The organism is Corynebacterium sp. UMB4614 (assembly GCF_030217065.1).
Classification (GTDB): domain Bacteria; phylum Actinomycetota; class Actinomycetes; order Mycobacteriales; family Mycobacteriaceae; genus Corynebacterium.
In genome coordinates, this window is record NZ_JASONC010000004.1 from 123,139 (window position 1) to 140,432 (window position 17,294).

The following is a 17,294-nucleotide window of genomic DNA, read 5'->3' on the forward strand; positions in this document are numbered from 1 at the left end:
GAGGCAGCTCGCAGCACCCCACCCTGGGGTTCCGCGAGCCCACTGTTAGCTCTCGCGGGCCTCCGACACGAGTTCTGCGGCTCCGGCGTCCAGCAGGATCCGGCCGATCTGGGCGCCGACGCCGGCGGCAGCCGCACGCCAGTCGCCCGCCAGGTCGATGTCCACGGTGCGGGTCTCCAGCAGCTTGCGGGAGCCGTCAATGGCAAACACACCACCGGTCACGGTCAGCTGGTTCTGCTGCTCGTTGAGGGTCGCGTGTGCGGCCACCGGGGCGGAGCAGCCCGCCTCCATGGTGGAGAGCACGGTGCGCTCGCCGACCACGCAGGCATAGCTCGGGATGTGGTTCTGCGCAGCCACGGAGTTCCAAGCCTCCTCGTCATCCGCGCGGACCTCCACGCACAGCGCGCCCTGCGCCGGAGCGGGCAGGATGAGCTCCGGGTCGATGGACTCGGCGGCCTTGTCCAGCCAGCCGACGCGCTCCAGCCCGGCGCGGGCGAGGATCACGGCGTCCAGGTCGTCGCCGACCCGGCCCATGCGGGTGCCGATGTTCCCGCGCAGCGGCAGGATCTCCAGGTCCGGGCGCAGGGCGCGCAGCTGAGAGACACGACGTGGCGCGGAGGTGCCGACCTTCGCGCCCTCCGGCAGCTCCATCAGCTTCTTGTTATCCACGCTGATCAGAACCTCGCGGGAGTCCACGCGCTCCGGAACCACCGCGCGGAAGCGGGCGTCCGGGGCGGTCGGCAGATCCTTGAAGGAGTGCACCGCCACGTCGCATTCGCGCTCGTCCAATGCGGTGCGCAACGTCTCGGTGAACACACCCACGCCGACCTTCGCGACCGGGATCTGGGAGGCCTGGGAGGCATCCCCCGGGGTGTGGACGATATGCAGCTCGGCCTCGTAGCCGGCGTCGGCCATGCCCTGGCGGACATGGCCTGCCTGCGTGGTAGCCAGCGTGGAGCCACGCGTACCGACGAGCAAACGGCGGTTATCTGTCATCGTCTTTCCCTCCTGGGGTCGAGGCCTGAGTCAGGTCCTGGTAGGTCGAGCGGTACACGGCCCGCGCGGCGGATACTCGATTTTCTTGCGGTTTTTGCTGCTTCCGCTGCCCACTGCCCGCGTTCGCGCCCTTCACCGCGCTGACCTGTTGGGTCATGCCGGTTGGAAGGTTGAACAGGGCAGCCAGGGCATCGGGGTAGCTGACGGACTGGCCCGCCGCGGAGAGCTTCTTGGCCTGCACCGTCGGGGTGTGCAGCAGCTTTTCCACGAGGCGGCGCATCGAGCGGTTCACAGCCTCGCGGTCCTCGTCGGACATCCCCGGCGTCTGCCGCTGCAGCGCGAGCATCTCGTTGCTGAGCGCGTCCATCGCCTGCTGGCGCAGGGCCTTGACGGTGGGGACGACGGCCTGGGCGCGCTGCTGCTCCAGGAAACCCTCGAGCTCCTCGGCGACGATGCCGCGGGCGGCGTCCTCGTCCTCGATGGTGTCCTCGGTCATCCCGGTGAGTTCTTCGATGTTGAGCAGCGCGACCCCCGGCACGTCGGCCGTGGCCTGCTCGATGTCGCGGGGCATGGACAGGTCGATGAGGACCTGCTGGCGACCCTCCCGGACCTTCTGCGCAGCCTTGATGTCCGCCGCGCTGACGACGGTTCCCACCGCACCCGTCGCGGAAACGACGATGTCCGCCCCCGTCAGCGCCGCGGGCAGTTCGTCCAGGCCGATGCCGCGGGCCGGCACGCCTGCCTCCACCGCGTGGGAGGCCAGCTGCTCGGCGCGCTCGACGGTGCGGTTAGCGACGGTGACGTGCTCGATGCCGAGACGGCCAAGGTGGGTGGACGCGAGGGAGGACATCGCGCCGGCCCCGATGACGACGGCGCGGCGTCCGCTCAACGCGGTACTGCTGGCCTCCGGGATCCCAAGCACGGTGAGGGCCCGGTCGAGGGCAAAGCTGACCATCGAAGAGCCGACGGAATCGATCTCCGTCTCGCTGTGGACGCGCTTGCCCGTGCGCAGGGCTCGCTGGGTGAGGTCGTGGAGGGTGCGCCCGACGGTACCGGCCTCCTTCGACTCCTCGTAGGCGCCGCGGAGCTGGCCGATGATCTGCTGCTCCCCCAGCACCATGGAGTCCAGGCCGGAGGCAACGTTGAGCATGTGCTCCACCGCGGCGTCCGAATAATGAACATAGAGGTGCGGCTCCAGCTCGCTGTCGGCGAGCCCGGAGTAGGTGGCGATGGTGTCCACGATGTGGTCGAGGCCGGGGTGGAAGGCGTTGGCGACGGTGTAAAACTCCATCCGGTTGCAGGTGGACAGCACCAGCGCCTCGGAGAGGGAGTCGTGATCCAGCAGGGCATTTTCCAGCTTGGGAAGGTCGCTATCGACCGTGGAGACCTGCTCGAGGAGGGACACCGGGGCGGAGCGGAAGGAAAGCCCGACGAGCAGCACGGCGGCGGAACCGGTTTGGACGTGCCCAGCCATCGGTCTTGCGTGCCTCCTCGCGAACCGGGAGTCGGACCCGGGTCTTGGGGCCGCCGACGGTGGGCCGAATGCTCCCCCGTGGTGGGGCGATGCACCGCAGCCGACGAGGTCGGTAGCCAGATGCTGCTGATGGGCGCAGCTCCCCTGCCGACGCTTGCCATCGGCTCTTTAACAGCTACCTACGGTATCCCTTAACCGACCCCAATGACAAAACAGGCATAGCCGACTGTTATAGGGACGGGACGTTGGGCACAGCGCGCAGCCCAACTGTGATGTTCCGTGGTGCCCCGCGTTGCCGTTTTAGCCCTCAAGCGCAGCCGCGAGCTCTTCGTTGTCGACTTCCCAGCAGGCGAATTCCTCATCGTCGATGAGGACGACGGGCACGCGGTCACCGAATTCCATTTTCAGCTCCGGGTCCTCGTCGACGTCGACCCGCTCCAGCGTGGCGTTTTTCGCCGCGACGACCGGGCGGATCTGCTCCCAGACCCGGGCGCAGGAGCCGCAGGTTGTGCGGGTCAGGAGGGTCACAGTTTTCTTCTCATCACCAGTCACGGATTCAACGGTACCTTGGTAGCCGTGGGCGAGATTAAGTCAACAGCTTTCCGTGTCAGCCAACCCATCCAAATCATTCAACCGACCCAACCTAGCCAACCGAGCCAACACAGCTTTTCCCCCGTCACCCCAACACAATTAGAAAGCGGCCGAGCCTCCGTCCATGGGGCATGGTTGGCCGCGGGCGGCACACTGAGGTTGTCCCCGCCCAAAGCGGATGTTCCGCAAAAGCCCAGCACCGCGGCATTCTTCGACCTGGACAACACGATCATCAAGGGGGCGTCCTCCCTCTGGCTGGCGCTGGGGCTGGCCTCCCGGCGCTTCTTCACCGTGGGGGATATCGCGGGCTTCGCCTGGAAGCAGGCGAAGTTCATCCTCTCCGGCACCGAGAGCCAGCCGGATATCGCCTCCGGCAAGCAGCGGGCGCTCGAGATCGTGCGTGGCCGCAGCGAGGCCGAGGTCGTGGCGCTCACGGAGGAGATCTGGGAGAGCACGATTGCCCAGCGGATCTTCCCGGGTGCCCGGGAGCTCGCCGAGGAGCACCTGGAGGTCGGCCACAGTGTGTGGCTGGTCACCGCGGCACCGGTGCAGCTCGCACAGGTCATAGCCCGGGCCCTGGGCTTCACCGGGGCGTTGGGAACGGTGGCGGAAGTCTCCGATGGGAGGTTCACAGGCCGGCTGGTGGGAAATATCCTGCACGGCCCCGAAAAGCGGGATGCCGTGGCTGCCCTCGCGGAGCAGCAAGGCTACGATCTTTCGCGCTGCGTGGCCTACTCGGATTCCTTTAACGACATGCCGCTGCTTTCCCTGGTCGGCCGGGCCGTCGCGGTCAACGCTGATCCCCGCCTGGCGGAGGCAGCCCGGGAGCGGGGCTGGCCGACGGTGGAGTACCGAAAGCACGATCCGAAGCGCACGCTGCTGGCGGCCGAAGCCAGCGCGACGGCGGCGGGCATGCTGGCAGCCGGGGCGGTGGGGTGGTTTCTCCTCCCCGCCCTCACTGGCGCACTCTCCCGGCGCTAGGGCTCCAGCGCCCGCCGCCCCGCTGGATTCCTTCAGCGCGGGCATTCCAGCTTCCAGTGTTTAAACAGCACGAAGCCCCAGCGGGGCCGGTTGGCTCCCACTGGGGCTCGTGCGGCGGCATCGCAGCCGTCTCGTCGCGAGAATTGCCTCGCGAGCCGCGAATCGGGCGCGTGGCCCGGTGGCGGCTTACTTGCCCAGCTTGCGACGCTGAACGCGGGTGCGCTTCAGCATCTTGCGGTGCTTCTTCTTGGACATGCGCTTGCGGCGCTTCTTAATCACAGAACCCATCGTGGGCACCTCACTTCAAATTGTTGAAAACTCGTATGCCGCGCCATCGCGACGGTTCCGCAGCCCCGGTAGGCGGCTGCCGCCCGGAAGTCAGCGAACAAGGCGAGCCCTACGCTTCAGTGCTTCATCGCCGGGGCGACCCGGGAGCTCACATAGGACACGAATTATTAAATTCTACCGCTCCAGTGGCTGAGCGCACAAAAATCGGCCCATAAAGGCCGGTTTCTATGCCGCGGTGGCAGCGCTAAACCCCGACTGCATTGGCGCTGAAGCCACGGTCGGGGAGGGTTTCTAACCAGTCTGCCCCTCGGAGGCGTCGTAGACGGACGCACCGAGATACTCGCTCACTGCCTGCTCGTGGACGCGGAAGGAGCGACCCACACGCACCGCTGGCAGGTCGCCAGCGTGTACCAGGCGATACACGGTCATCTTCGACACGCGCATCAGCTCTGCGACCTCAGCGACGGTCAGAAAGGTTCCTTTGTCATTTCCACCCATTGGGTTAGCCATAAAAGTCTTATCTCTTTCTTCACACGGCCCCGCGCTGCAGACTTCCCCTTCTGCAGGACGTCACGCGGCCACGCTTTCCTCACTACTATAACGTGAACCAAGTGACGCTTGCGCATTCAGGGACGATTATGTCGAAAGTGCTATTTGTTTCTTTTTGTGACTTGGGTTGACCAGTGCAAACAGTTCAACACCCACCACCCCCACCTCAAGTTTCACTTGAGACTCTCCCCGCCCCGGGAGTCTTGAAATTACAAGAATCGGGCCCGCCGCGCATTGCGGCAGGCCCCACGATGCGACCCCTCACGCACCGCTCTTAACCCCCTTACGCGCTATCACTTCACACCCCCACGATGCGCTGCCTCCCCCACGGCACCCCGTGCTCCCCTAGTCCCCCTTCGGTGGGGCGCCGAGCTCCCCTAGTCCCCCTTCGGTGGGGCGCCGAGCTCCACGGAGCGGTCGCGGCACGCCTCCATCGCGCGGAAGAAGGCACGGCGCAGCCCCTCCTCCTCCAGGGCGCGGGTCGCCATGGAGGTCGTCCCGCCCGGGCTGGAGACCTTCGCCCGCAGCTCCACCGGGCCGTCACCACCCTCGGCAAGGCCGTTGGCCATCATCTGGGCTGCACCCTCCGCGGTACCGATCGCGAGCTTTTCGGCCAGCGCCCGTGGCAGGCCCAGGTTCACGCCTGCGTCCACCATCGCTTCGGCGACGAGGAAGAAGTATGCCGGGCCAGACCCGGAGACCGCCGTGACCGCGTCGATGTCCTTCTCCTTGACGATCACCGCGGTGCCCACCTTGGCCAGCAGTTCGCGCACCGTCTCCAGCTGCTCCTCCGTCGCGAAGCGGCCACCCGCGATCGCGCTGGTCCCCTTGCCGACCAGCATCGGGGTATTCGGCATCACGCGCACCACCGGGGTGCCCGCAGGCAGCACGTTCTCCATCGCACCGATGGTCACGCCAGCGGCGACGGAGACCGCGACCGTCGTGGCGTCGTTATCGTCCAGCTGTTCCGCGACCTCGTCGAAAACGGAGAGCGTGCCGTCGGGCTTCACGCAGTTGAACAGGACGTCCGCCTCCACCGCGGCGGTGACCGAGTCCTCCGCGGTCAGCACCTCGTAGCGGTCCGCCAGCTCGGTGAGCCGGTCTTCGCTGCGGTTCGCGACGATGATGGTCTTCGGGTCAATTCCGTCTGCGACGAGCCCGGCGATCAATGCTTCGCCGATGTTCCCGCCGCCGATGATTGCGATTCGAGTCATGCCCTCCAGGGTGCCAGCCCGGCGCGTCGATTGCAGCGCTTGCGTGCAGCTCCCCCGTTTTCGGTGGTCTCGCATCCAGTTGTGAGGACGTCGCCCTCCGGCGCCACAGCACCCCGCCCGAACGTGGCTGGTGCGGCAAAAAGAAAAGCGCGCCTCGCGGCGCGCAGAAACTTAGATGCTCATGATCAGCCGTGGGCCGATGGTGAGTACCAAGCCCACCACGAAGGTGAGAATCATGATGAGTTTGTCGCGGTGGCGCAGCAGTGCGTGCACCACGCCGACCATCACGAGGGTCACCGCGAGGGCGAGCACCAGCACCAGCACCGCTGGCAGGGAGCCCCACAGGAGCTTGAATCCGAGGAACACGCCAATGCCGACCAGGATGGCCGCGATGGCCTGGCCGATGAGGGCTGGCCAGGAGATGGTGTCATCCTCGTACTCGATGACCTCGTCTTCGCCGAGGGTGCGCTGCAGCTCTTCGAGCTCCTCAGGGCTGTGGAACTCCTCCGGAGCGGGCTGCTCCCCCTTGCGCTCCGCATCGGAGCCCCGCGTCGCGGCGGCAGTGCCGGCAGTACCGGCGGTGGCAGCGGCCGCCGCGGCCCCGGCGCCAGAGCCCTTCTGGTCAGCGTCCTTGCGATCAGGGCTCTTGGCCGGCGCCTTCGTAGCCGAAGCGCTCTTCGCCGCAGGCTTCTGTGCGGCCTCGGCGCCCTCAGCCTGGTCCGCGGTGACCTTCGTGATCAGGGCCGTCTGCTCGGTGGACGGCTCGGTGTTCTTCTTTGCCGGCGAGGCCTTATCGGTGACAGCCGGGATCTCGGAGGTCTGTTCCTCCGGACGCTGTGCCGGAACCTCGCGGCGGTCGACAATCGCGGAGCTAGCGGCAGCCGCGTTCTTGGGCTCAGGCTTCTTCTGCTCAGCCTTCTTGGCTGCAGCCTCTTCTTCGGCCTTCTTCGCCGCGGCCTTTTCCTCTGCGGCTTTCTTGGCAGCAGCTTCCTTGGCCTTCTTCGCCTTCTCGGCTTCTGCCTGCTTAAGCTTTTCAGCCTCGGCCTTCTTGGCCTTCTCCTCAGCCGCCTGCTTCGCTGCCGCCTTCTCCTCGGCGGCCTTCTTTGCGGCAGCCTCCTTGGCCTGCTTGGCCTCGGCCTGCTTCGCCTTTTCGGCTTCAGCCTTCTTATCTTCAGCCTGCTCGGCAGCCTGAGCCTGCTTGGCCTGCTCAGGCTTCGCCGTCTTTTCAGCCTTATCGGCCTGCTTTACCCCGGCCTCAGCCCGATCGACCGTGGGCTGCTCACGCTTGTCAGCGCCCGGTGCGGGCGCGGTGGAAGCTTCGCTCTCGGCGTCCTCGACGACCGGGATCGCGCCGGTCAGCTCGGCAACGGAAATGCCACCCTCGTCGAGGCTGCGGCGGCGCCGGCGGCGGCCGCTATCAGAAGATGTGCGACCGCTGCGGGCGAGCAGTTCCGCGACCGTAAGCTTCTCACTCATCGAATGTTCCCATCAATGTCCACGTGAACATACAAATAACTGTTTCGCATAGTATACGAAGCGCCATTTTTGGTTTTGTTCATTCCACACCCTAATGGCGCTAGGAAACTAAGAAAAATCTTCGAAAGCCACGTCCGTGTGGTGGAAGATCATTCCCTCACGCAACGCCCACGGGCAGATATCCAAGGAATCCAGGTCCAGTTTGCGCATCGCCGCCTCCGCGACCAGCGCGCCAGCCACCACCTGGTGGGACCGTTCCTGGCTGACGCCCTCCAGCTCTGCGCGGTCCGCCGCCGTCATGCGGGAGATGAAAGCGATGAGCTGCCGCAGGCCAGGCTGGGTCAGGGTGCGCTTCACGCGTGGCCCCGCAGAGCTCGGTGCCGCACCAGTCAGGCGGGCAAGCATGCGGAAAGTCTTAGAGGTCCCCACCGCCACGTCGATGGGGCCGGCATCCTGGAATTCCTTGATATTGGCGTCCAGCTGCTCCTCGATGAACTCCCGCAGGTTCTTCACGGACTTCCGGGACGGCGGATCACTGTCGAACCATTCCCGGGTCAACCGGCCCGCACCCAGATCCAGGCTCAGCGCCACGTCCGGGCTCTCCGTAGTTCCCACGGACATCTCCAGGGAACCGCCACCAATGTCGAGGTCGCAGATCCGGCCAGCCGACCAGCCGTACCAGCGACGCACCGCGAGGAAGGTCAACCGGGCCTCTTCCTCGCCGGTGAGGATTTGCAGCCGCACGCCGGTGGCGTCCTCGACGGCGTCCAGCACCTTCTCGGAATTATTCGCGGAACGGATCGCCGACGTCGCAAACGGCAGCAGCTCCTCACAGCGGAACTGTTCCGCCATCTCCGAAGCCAGCCCCACGCCGCGCGTGAGCTTATCGATCCCCTTCGAGTTGATGTTCCCCTTCTTCGAGAGGTACTCCACCAACCGCATGGGGGTTTTCCAATTACTCATGGGAGTTGGCGGGCCACCGTACTGGGCATCCACAACCACGAGGTGAACCGTATTACTGCCAACGTCCAAGACACCTAATCTCACGTTTTCAGCCTATCGGGTCTACGGTGGATTGCGTGAGAAATAGCGAGCCAAATTCCCCCCACCCCATCGCATCCGGCTATCCGGACGGCACCCCAGCTGACCTTTCGGTACGCCGCGGCGTCGAGCTGCCCGGCGATTACCCCCGCGAATGGCTGGAATTCATCAACCCGGCGGACTCCGAGCACATCATCCAGATCGACCTGACCTGGCTGATGTCCACCTACCGCTGCCGTTTCGGTACGGAGGCCTGCCACGGCATCGACGTCGATGCCGACCCGGGCGTGGCCTGCTGCGTCCACGGTGCTTTTCTTACGGACGACGACGACCGCGCCAACCTCAACCGTGTGGTTCAGGAGCTCAGCCCCGAGCAGTGGCAGCTCTACACGCCGGGCGAAACCCCGGGAGAGAAGGAGCAGGCGGACGGGGAACTCGAGCCGTGGCTCGAGTGGGACGAGCTGGAAAACGACGAGGGCGAGATGGAGCCCGCGCTGAAGACCAAGACCGTCGACGGCGCTTGCATCTTCGCCAACCGCGCGGGCTTTGACGGCGGCATCGGCTGCGCGCTGCACATCTGGGCCACCGAGAACGGCGAATCCATCGTGGAGTCCAAGCCGGAGGTCTGCTGGCAGGTGCCACTGCGCCGCCTGGAGGACTGGGAGACCCGCCCCGATGGCCAAGAGATGCTGCGCACCACGATCACGGAGTACAACCGTCGCGCCTGGGGCGACGGCGGGGCGGACTTCGACTGGTGGTGCACCACGGACCCGAACTGCCACGCGGGCAGCGCCGAGGGCCAGGGCGGGCCGGCCGATGCCATGTGGCGCACCCACAAGGACGAGCTGGTGGAGCTCATCGGCGAGGAGTCCTACGAGGTGCTGGCGGAACACTGCGAGGCCCTGGAGGCACGCGCTGCGGCCACCGGAGAGCAGAACGAGGCAGGGGCTCCGCTGGCACCCAGCGGCTTCCCGCTGCTGACGATCCACCCGGCGACCCGGGCGGCCCGCGAGCGCAAACTCTAGTTCGCCCGCCCAGTCGCGCTTGAGTGGGCTGCGGCAGCGCGAACAAGATGTCAGCGCGCCCCACTCGACGCACGAACGCCCCAGGAAGTTTTTCCTGGGGCGTTTCGCTTAGGTGATGAGCCTTACGTGGTGAGCTCGGTGGAGGGTATTACTTCTTACCCTCGGCGGCCACGGCGGCCGCACCGGCTGCTGCTGCCTCCGGGTCGAGGTACTCGCCACCCTTGACCTTGACCGCACCGTTGCTGTCGAACTTGTAGACCAGCGGCATACCGGTCGGCAGGTTCAGCTGGGCGATGTCCTCATCAGAGATCTCGTCGAGGTGCTTGACCAGCGCGCGCAGGGAGTTGCCGTGCGCGACGACGAGGACGGTCTCCCCCGCCTTCAGGCGTGGCTCAATCTCAGCCTCGTAGTACGGGACGAGGCGCTTGACGACATCCTGCAGGCACTCGGTGCGCGGAACCTCCGGCAGATCGGCGTAGCGCACGTCGTTGGTCTGCGCGTACTCGCTGTCCACGTCGATCTGCGGCGGCGGGGTGTCGTAGCTGCGGCGCCAGGACATGAACTGCTCTTCGCCGTACTTATCGCGGGTCTCGGCCTTGTTCAGGCCCTGCAGCGCACCGTAGTGGCGCTCGTTGAGGCGCCAGTCGCGCTGCACTGGGATCCAGTGGCGGTCTGCCTCGTTCAGCGCGATGTTCGCGGTCATGATCGCGCGGCGCAGCAGGGAGGTGAACAGGACGGTCGGCTCGACAGCGGCGTCCTTAATCAGCTGGCCGGCCCGCTTGGCCTCGGCCTTGCCCTGGTCGGTGAGGCTGACGTCCACCCAGCCGGTGAACTGGTTCGTTGCGTTCCATTCGCTCTGCCCGTGGCGGAGGAGGATCAGTGTTCCTTCAGTGTTGCTCATACCTCCATTTTGCCATGAAACGTTGTGGCCCAGGTGGCCGGTGGCCCCGTTCGCGGGGCACACTCCCGCGCTGTCCGGGCGCGGCCCGCTACTCCGTGTCCTGGCCGGTGGCCTCCTTGCTTGTCTTCTCCTCAGCCTCTGCTGGTGCGGCGGCCTGCTCGGCCACCACCTCGCGCGGGGACTTGCCGGGCATGGGAGCCAGCTGGTCGACCTCTTCGTCGGTGGGACGCAGGCGCTGGAAGGCCCCCAGGTTGAAGGTCGGCTCGCCGCGAGAAAGCCGCCAGGCCCACTCGTGGCGGATGGAGGATTCGAAACCGCGTTCCAGGATGCGGTTGAAGTCCCCGTCCGCGCGCTCCAGCACCTGCCCCAGGATTCTTTGGATGTCCTCGGCGGTAGTGGATTCGCCGAACTGTCCGACCAGGTAGATGTCGTTATTTCCGTCGAGGGTGTAGTGCACCCCGTAGGTTCGGCGGTTGGCCTGCAGCAGCAGCCGGTAGACCTCCTCCTGGGCCTCCTCCACTGCACGGCACACGAAGGCCTCAACCCGGAACATGCCCTCCTGCGGGATGAAGAGGCAGTTGGTCTTGAGCCTGCGTTCCCCCGGGAGGACGACGACCAGGTTGCCGCCGGACTCGACGTAGTCAACGTCGGCTTCGTCTAAGAGCGCAGAGATCTTTTCGAGGTTCATGCCCCCAACCTACCCCCGCAGCCGAGCTGCGGAAGGCCCGAGCGTTAATTCGCGCTGCCCGCGGGGTGACGCTCCGCGGGGCCCTCCTCCGGCATCGTCGGGAGGCTCCGGTAGAGCTCCACCAGCTGCTTGGCCGTGTTCTCCCAGCTATAGCGGGCGGCGTGCTGGGGTGCGTACTCCGCCATCGCGATGCGCTGGTCGTCGTCGGAAAGCAGCTGGCCCAACGCATCGGCCCAGGCTTGCGGATCCTGGCCGTCGACTAGCAGGCCAGACTTCCCCTCCGCGACCGCGGCCTGCAGCCCGCCGACTCGGGTGGCGACCACGGGCGTGCCGGTGGCCTGCGCCTCCAGGGCGACCAGGCCGAAAGACTCATTCGCGCTCGGCATCGCCACCACGTCCGCGGCCTGGTAGATCGAGACAAGCTCCTCGGGTGGGCGGGGCTGCAGGAAGCGCACCGCCCGCGAGATCCCCAGCTCCTCGGCGAGTTCCTCCAGGCACTTCGGTCGCTCCAGCCCGGAGCCGCTCGGCCCGCCGCAGATCAGCACGCGGATCGGCATGTCCGGGTAGCGCTCGATGAGGGTGGCGGCCGCCTGCAGCAGCACGTGCGGCCCCTTGAGGCGTTGGAGGCGCCCCACGAAGCCGATGACCTTCGCAGACAGCGGGATTCCTAGCGCACGGCGGGCGTTTTCGGTGGCGCGTTCGGTGCCGGGGGTGAACTTCTCGATATCGGCGCCGGGGGTGACCACCGCGATGCGGGCCTTATGGGAGTCGTAACCCTGCTCGACGTCCGCGACCTCAGCCTCGGTGTTAACGATGAGGACGTCGGCGTTGTCCACGATCTGCTGCTCGCAGATGCGGCGGGACTCCGGCTCTCGGTTATCACCCTCGGAGAGGTAGTTATTCTTCACCGCGGCCAGCGTGTGCGGGGTGTGCACCCAGCGGATATTCCACAGGTCCCGCAGCAGCCACGCGACCTGGCCGGAGAGCCAGTAGTGGGAGTGGATGAGGTCATAACTCAGCCCATTCTCCCGGGCGAAGGCGAGCACGGAACCGGTGAAGGCGGCCAGCTGAGTCGGCAGCTCCTCCTTGCTCAGCCCCTCGTAAGGCCCGGCCACGCAGTTGATCACCCGCACGCCGTCACCGAGCTCCACGACCTCCCCCTGCAGCGGCCGGGTGGCGCGGGTGAAGATGTCCACACTCAAGCCCTGTTTGGCCAGCTGTTCGGCGGTGTTGCGGATGTAGACGTTCATTCCGCCGGCGTCGCCGGTTCCCGCCTGTTCCAGCGGGGAGGTGTGCATAGAGATCATCGCGATGCGCATGCTTTCCGATCCTACGTTCCCCCACTGGTTCCAGCCCCGTTGAGGACGCCTCCCCCGCCGGCGTTAATATTTCTCGCGAGTTATTTGTTTTCACACACAAATGTCACGGAAGCAGCTAGCGTTAGTGAGACCCGCATCACATTCCTTGTTTCGGATTCCCAAGGAGGCCATAGACATGACCGAAACCCTCGCCCCCAACTCTTCCGCGGTGAACGAGGAAGGCAAGAAGCCTGAAGGCCGCGCGTGGCGGGAGAAGCCGTACCTGAAGTACTACAACTCCTGGACTCCTGCGGAGATCGAACTCAGCGGCGACACCCTGGTGGACATGTTCATCAAGGCCAGCAACGAGCACGGCAAGGACGTGATGCTCGACTTCTTCGGCGGCACAACGACCTACGCTCAGGCTCACGTGCAGGTCCGTAAGGTCGCCGCTGGCCTGAAGGCGCTCGGCGTCCGCCGTGGCGACCGCGTCGCGATCTGCCTACCGAACTGCCCGCAGCACCTGATCTCCATCTTCGCGGTGCTGTACCTGGGGGCGACGGTGGTGGAGCACAACCCGCTGTACACCGCCCGCGAGCTGCAGGGCCCGTTCATCGACCACGGCGCCAAGGTCATCATCGCCTGGGACAAGATCGCCCCGCTGTGCGAGGAGCTGGTCAACCGCACGCAACTGCAGACCGTCGTCACCGTCAACATGATCGAGGCGATGCCGAAGATCAAGCAGTTCGCACTGAAGCTGCCAATCTCCTCGCTGAAGGAGAAGCGGGAGCAGCTGCACTCCCCGGCACCGGGCACGGTGCCTTTCCAGAAGCTGGTCGACGGCACCATCGGCGGCGACGGTGCCTACCTGAGCCCAGTGCCGGAGCGCAGCCTGGACGATGAGGCCTTCATCCTCTTCACCTCCGGCACCACCGGTAAGCCGAAGGGCGCGATGCTGACGCACCGCAACATCATGGCGAACGTGGCCCAGGGCCTGGCCTGGGTCGGCGAGCTCGGCGAGGGCGAGCAGGAGATCTACCTGGCAGCACTGCCGATGTTCCACATCTTCGGCCTGACCCTCACCGCTGCGCTGGGTGTCGCCACCGGCGGCAAGCTCTGCCTGCTACCGAAGCCGGAGATCCCGCTGATCGTGGATCAGATGAAGAAGCAGGTTCCGACGTACATGCCGGGTGTGCCGACGCTGTACGACAAGATCCTGGAGGCTGCGGAGGAGCACAACCTGGACATCAACGGCGTGAAGAACGCGCTCTCCGGCGCCGCGCCACTGCCGGTGTCCATCTCCCACCAGTGGCAGGGCCGCACGGGCGGGTCCATCATCGAGGGCTACGGCCTGACCGAGACCTCCCCGATCGTCACCGCGAACCCGATTTCGGAGAACGCGCGCGCAGGCTACATCGGCATCCCGTTCCCGAGCACCGAGATTCGCGTGGCCGACCCAGAGGACCTCTCCCGCACCATGCCGGACGGCGAGGAGGGCGAGCTGCTGGTCCGTGGCCCGCAGGTGTTCAGTGGCTACATCAACGTCCCGGAGGACGAGCAGCCGTTCTTCGAAGACTGGTTCAAGACCGGCGACATGGCCGTCATGGAGGAGGATGGCTTCCTGCGGATCGTTTCCCGCATCAAGGAGATGATCATCACCGGCGGCTTCAACGTCTACCCGGCGGAGGTCGAGGAGGTCCTGGCGGACCACCCGATGATCGCGAAGGCCGGCGTGGTGGGCCTGGCTAAGGAGGACGGCTCCGACGAGGTCGTCGCCGCTGTGGTGCTCGACGAGCACGTCAAGAAGGAGGACTTCGACGAGGAGAAGGTCAAGGAGTGGGCACGCCACGAGATGACCCGCTACAAGGTGCCGCGTCGCTTCTTCGTCGTCGACGAGCTGCCGGCGGACCTGATCGGTAAGATCCGCCGCCGTGAGATCAAGGACTTGGTCGAAAAGATCGTCGCCGAGGAGGGCTAAGCCGCCACCTGGGGTGCCGGGTTCGGTGCCCCTGCCGGGCGCTGGCCCGCTCCGGCACTCGCCCAGCGACACCAACCACGCACAACGCCCTAGGCCGAGACCGACCCCGTTATGGGGTCGCAAAGCTCGCGCCTAGGGCGTTGTTCTGTGTGACCCCTAGCCTTCTTCGCGCCTAGTCCGTTGCGCGGTTGACCGGCGGCAGCTCCACCCCGATCCACACGGGCTCTGGCACCAGCTCCACGCCGAAGGCCTCGAAGACCCCGTCGCGCACCGCGGTGGCCAGCGCCACCAGGTCCTCGCTACTCGCCCCGCCCCGGTTGGTCAGCGCCAGGGTGTGCTTGGTGGACAGCCCGGCGCGCTCCCGGCCCGGCACCTGCCAGCCCTTGTGAAAGCCCGCCCGCTCGATGAGCCAGGCCGCGGAGAACTTGAACTCCGGATTCTCCGGCGTGCCGACGGAGAACAGTGGCATGGCCTCGGCCTCCGACTCACCCACACGCTCGCGCACGGTGGCGACCACCGCATCCCGCGCCGCCTCCCCCGCGACGACCGGATTCGTGAAGAAGGAACCGGCAGACCAGGTGTCGTGATCCTCGGCGTTGAGAACCATGCCCTTGCCGGCGCGCAGCTCCAGCACCGCCTCGCGAACCTCTGCTGCCGGGCGGCGGATCTCACCGGCCTGTTCCCCCTCGGCCGGGCGGGCCACGCCCAAGCGCCGGGCCAGCTCACCGAAGCGCAGCGGCAGGGAGAGCCCCGCCGGGTCCAGCTGGAACTCCACCTCCAGCACCGCCGCACGGTCGGTGAACTTCAGGTTCGAGTAGCGGTAGGCCAGGTCCAGGCTCTCGGGCGCCACCCACTCGGCGACCCGGCGGGCGCGGTCGTAGAGGCGTACCCGGCGCAGCACCTGGGAGACCTCCGCCCCGTAGGCGCCAACGTTTTGCACCGGGGTTGCCCCGACGCAGCCCGGAATGCCGCTGAGGCACTCCAGCCCGCCCAGGCCGGCGGCCACGGTCGCGGCGACGAAGCGGTCCCACTCCACTCCCGCGAAGGCCGAGCACACGCCCGTCTCCGGATCAATGCTGATGGCAGCCTCCGGATCGTCCGCGGCGTGCACCACAACCAGCTCGGAGACCTCCGGCCCGTCCCCGATCAGCAGGTTCGATCCCCCACCGACGATCAGCACGCGCCATCCCGCGGCATCGACGGTCTCCAGAACACCGGCCAGCTGCTCGGCGGTGGTGCATTCCGCCACGGCGGCGGGCTGCCCGCCGATGCGCAGCGTGGTCAGTTCCGCGAGCGGGCGGCGATCCACGGCAGCCCCGGTGGGGGCGACGGCGGCGGCCACCTCGTCGAGCGTTGGCGGGGCGGCGGGGCCGGTAGTTGCGGCCGGAAAAGTATTGGCGTGATTCTGCTTTTGTGTCACCCCTCTAACGGTAGCCTGTAGCCATGACGACTAACAGTGAGAACACCCACAGCATCGGCTTCCCGCTCGCCGATGTCCACGCCGCACTGTCTTCCCAGGAGTACTGGGAGTACGAGGCGAAGAACATCGGCGACGAGCCCGGCGAGGTCCGCAACTTCACCGGCGGCCCGAACGTCAAGGCTGAGCTGGCCGAGAAGCTGCCGATTGATGCCGTCCCAGAGTCCTTCCGCGCGATGGTCCCGGCCACCCTGGAGCTGGCCCGCACCGTCACCCTGGGACCGGTCGAGGGCGGCCGCGCGACCGGGACCGTCACCGCGGAGGTCTCGGGCCTGCCGGTGAAGTTCAACGCCGACCTGGTGCTGCAGGACGCCGATGGCGCGACCTCCCTGAGCGCCAAGTCCGCGGTGGACGTTAAGATCCCCATGATGGGTTCCATGCTGGAGCCGAAGATCATGGAGTGGGTCGAGCAGTTCATCGCCCACGAGTCCTCCCTGATCGAGAAGTATCTGAAGGAGAACGCCTAAACTTCCGTGGCTGATCACGCCCACAATCTACGGGCCCGTTCCTGGTCGCAGGACGGGCCCGTTGGCGTACCCACCCGTGGCACGACCGGCTTCAACCGGCTGCGCAAGGCCGATCGGTGGCTTGCCCACCACCCCGCGGTGCGCTCTGCCTTCGATGCCGCTTCTTTATCAGGACGTCGCCCCCTTGCCGTGGATGTGGGCTACGGGGCTTCTCACACCACCACGGTGGAATGGGCGGGGTGGCTGCGCCGGGTAAATCCTGAGGTGCGCGTGCTGGGGCTCGAGATCGAGCCCTCCCGGGTGCTGCCGCCCCGCGATGGCGTGGAATTCGCCCTGGGCGGCTTCGAGTTGGCGGGCCACCGCGCCGAGGTGGTGCGGGCCTTCAACGTGCTGCGCCAGTACGACGTCTCCGAGGTCCTGGCGGCCTGGCGGATGATGATCGCGGGGCTTAACCCCGGCGGGCAGATCATCGAGGGAACGTGCGATGAGATCGGGCGGCGGGCAGCCTGGGTGCTCCTGGACGAGTCCGGCCCCCGGACGCTGACGCTGGCCTGGGACCCGGCCGATGTGGACAAGCCTTCGGATGTGGCGGAGCGGTTGCCGAAGGCCCTGATCCACGAGAACACCGAGGGCCACAAGGTCTTCGCGCTGCTGCAGGCTGCGGATGCGGCCTGGGACCGGGCGGCGGGCTATGCACCCTACGGCCCTCGGGTGCGCTGGCGCTTCGCCCGGGAGGACCTGCTGGGCCAGCTCCCTGCCGGGGTTGCGAAGCTCAACCCGCGGCGGCGAATGCAGGACAACCTGCTCACCGTCCCCTGGGAGCTCGTCAGCGACATCCGGCTCTAGACGT

Annotated in this window: 17 protein-coding genes; 5 read left to right on the top strand and 12 right to left on the bottom strand. The window is 66.6% G+C overall.

The features are described from left to right. Positions 1 to 45: 45 nt before the first annotated feature. From hemC to QP413_RS03255, 3 genes are all read right to left on the bottom strand, one after another. Entirely contained in the window at positions 46 to 996 is a 951-nt protein-coding gene (hemC, locus tag QP413_RS03245) for a hydroxymethylbilane synthase (RefSeq protein ID WP_284780588.1), read from the bottom strand. After that, positions 986 to 2,470, bottom strand: coding sequence for a glutamyl-tRNA reductase (locus tag QP413_RS03250; protein WP_284780590.1), 1,485 nt, complete (start codon positions 2,468 to 2,470; stop codon positions 986 to 988). Before QP413_RS03250 ends, hemC begins: the two co-directional genes overlap by 11 nt. 300 nt (positions 2,471 to 2,770) lie before the next feature. Continuing rightward, entirely contained in the window at positions 2,771 to 3,022 is a 252-nt protein-coding gene (locus QP413_RS03255) for a glutaredoxin family protein (RefSeq protein ID WP_070761139.1), read from the bottom strand. A gap of 198 nt (positions 3,023 to 3,220) precedes the next feature. Here QP413_RS03255 and QP413_RS03260 point away from each other — a divergent pair, with 198 nt between their 5' ends. Then, positions 3,221 to 4,042, top strand: a complete 822-nt coding sequence (locus QP413_RS03260; RefSeq protein WP_284780592.1) for an HAD-IB family hydrolase — start codon at positions 3,221 to 3,223, stop codon at positions 4,040 to 4,042. Positions 4,043 to 4,228: 186 nt separating this feature from the next. Here the strand turns inward: QP413_RS03260 and QP413_RS03265 are convergent, their stop codons facing one another. The 5 genes from QP413_RS03265 to QP413_RS03285 form a co-directional block, all read right to left on the bottom strand. Continuing rightward, positions 4,229 to 4,330: an AURKAIP1/COX24 domain-containing protein gene (locus QP413_RS03265; protein ID WP_012359487.1), complete on the bottom strand. Its 102-nt coding sequence runs from the start codon at positions 4,328 to 4,330 to the stop codon at positions 4,229 to 4,231. Between the two features lie 291 nt (positions 4,331 to 4,621). After that, positions 4,622 to 4,828: a helix-turn-helix domain-containing protein gene (locus tag QP413_RS03270; RefSeq protein ID WP_041628442.1), complete on the bottom strand. Its 207-nt coding sequence runs from the start codon at positions 4,826 to 4,828 to the stop codon at positions 4,622 to 4,624. Between the two features lie 428 nt (positions 4,829 to 5,256). After that, entirely contained in the window at positions 5,257 to 6,093 is an 837-nt protein-coding gene (proC, locus tag QP413_RS03275) for a pyrroline-5-carboxylate reductase (protein ID WP_284780593.1), read from the bottom strand. Between the two features lie 171 nt (positions 6,094 to 6,264). Then, positions 6,265 to 7,569, bottom strand: a complete 1,305-nt coding sequence (locus tag QP413_RS03280; protein ID WP_284780596.1) for a hypothetical protein — start codon at positions 7,567 to 7,569, stop codon at positions 6,265 to 6,267. A 108-nt stretch (positions 7,570 to 7,677) separates the two neighbouring features. After that, entirely contained in the window at positions 7,678 to 8,616 is a 939-nt protein-coding gene (locus tag QP413_RS03285) for a Ppx/GppA phosphatase family protein (RefSeq protein WP_070758552.1), read from the bottom strand. Between the two features lie 23 nt (positions 8,617 to 8,639). Between QP413_RS03285 and QP413_RS03290 the strand changes: the two genes are divergently transcribed. Continuing rightward, positions 8,640 to 9,635: a hypothetical protein gene (locus tag QP413_RS03290; RefSeq protein WP_284780597.1), complete on the top strand. Its 996-nt coding sequence runs from the start codon at positions 8,640 to 8,642 to the stop codon at positions 9,633 to 9,635. 148 nt (positions 9,636 to 9,783) lie between these two features. On the opposite strand, the gene QP413_RS03295 is transcribed toward QP413_RS03290, so the two are convergent. From QP413_RS03295 to mshA, 3 genes are all read right to left on the bottom strand, one after another. Then, on the bottom strand, positions 9,784 to 10,536 hold the full coding sequence (locus QP413_RS03295; protein ID WP_284780599.1) for a phosphoglyceromutase: 753 nt from the start codon (positions 10,534 to 10,536) through the stop codon (positions 9,784 to 9,786). 88 nt (positions 10,537 to 10,624) lie between these two features. Continuing rightward, a complete protein-coding gene (locus QP413_RS03300; protein WP_148811564.1) occupies positions 10,625 to 11,224 on the bottom strand; it encodes a YbjN domain-containing protein in 600 nt (199 codons plus the stop codon). A 44-nt stretch (positions 11,225 to 11,268) separates the two neighbouring features. Then, a complete protein-coding gene (gene mshA, locus QP413_RS03305; protein WP_284780600.1) occupies positions 11,269 to 12,543 on the bottom strand; it encodes a D-inositol-3-phosphate glycosyltransferase in 1,275 nt (424 codons plus the stop codon). Between the two features lie 175 nt (positions 12,544 to 12,718). Here mshA and QP413_RS03310 point away from each other — a divergent pair, with 175 nt between their 5' ends. After that, positions 12,719 to 14,500, top strand: coding sequence for a long-chain-fatty-acid--CoA ligase (locus tag QP413_RS03310; protein WP_284780603.1), 1,782 nt, complete (start codon positions 12,719 to 12,721; stop codon positions 14,498 to 14,500). Positions 14,501 to 14,672: 172 nt separating this feature from the next. On the opposite strand, the gene QP413_RS03315 is transcribed toward QP413_RS03310, so the two are convergent. Continuing rightward, positions 14,673 to 15,920: a UDP-N-acetylmuramate dehydrogenase gene (locus QP413_RS03315; RefSeq protein ID WP_284780604.1), complete on the bottom strand. Its 1,248-nt coding sequence runs from the start codon at positions 15,918 to 15,920 to the stop codon at positions 14,673 to 14,675. 23 nt (positions 15,921 to 15,943) lie between these two features. Here QP413_RS03315 and QP413_RS03320 point away from each other — a divergent pair, with 23 nt between their 5' ends. Together QP413_RS03320 and QP413_RS03325 are read left to right on the top strand one after the other, a co-directional pair. Continuing rightward, positions 15,944 to 16,444, top strand: coding sequence for a DUF2505 domain-containing protein (locus tag QP413_RS03320; RefSeq protein ID WP_148811560.1), 501 nt, complete (start codon positions 15,944 to 15,946; stop codon positions 16,442 to 16,444). Between the two features lie 6 nt (positions 16,445 to 16,450). Further along, positions 16,451 to 17,290, top strand: a complete 840-nt coding sequence (locus QP413_RS03325) for a class I SAM-dependent methyltransferase (protein WP_284780606.1) — start codon at positions 16,451 to 16,453, stop codon at positions 17,288 to 17,290. Positions 17,291 to 17,294 lie beyond the last annotated feature (4 nt).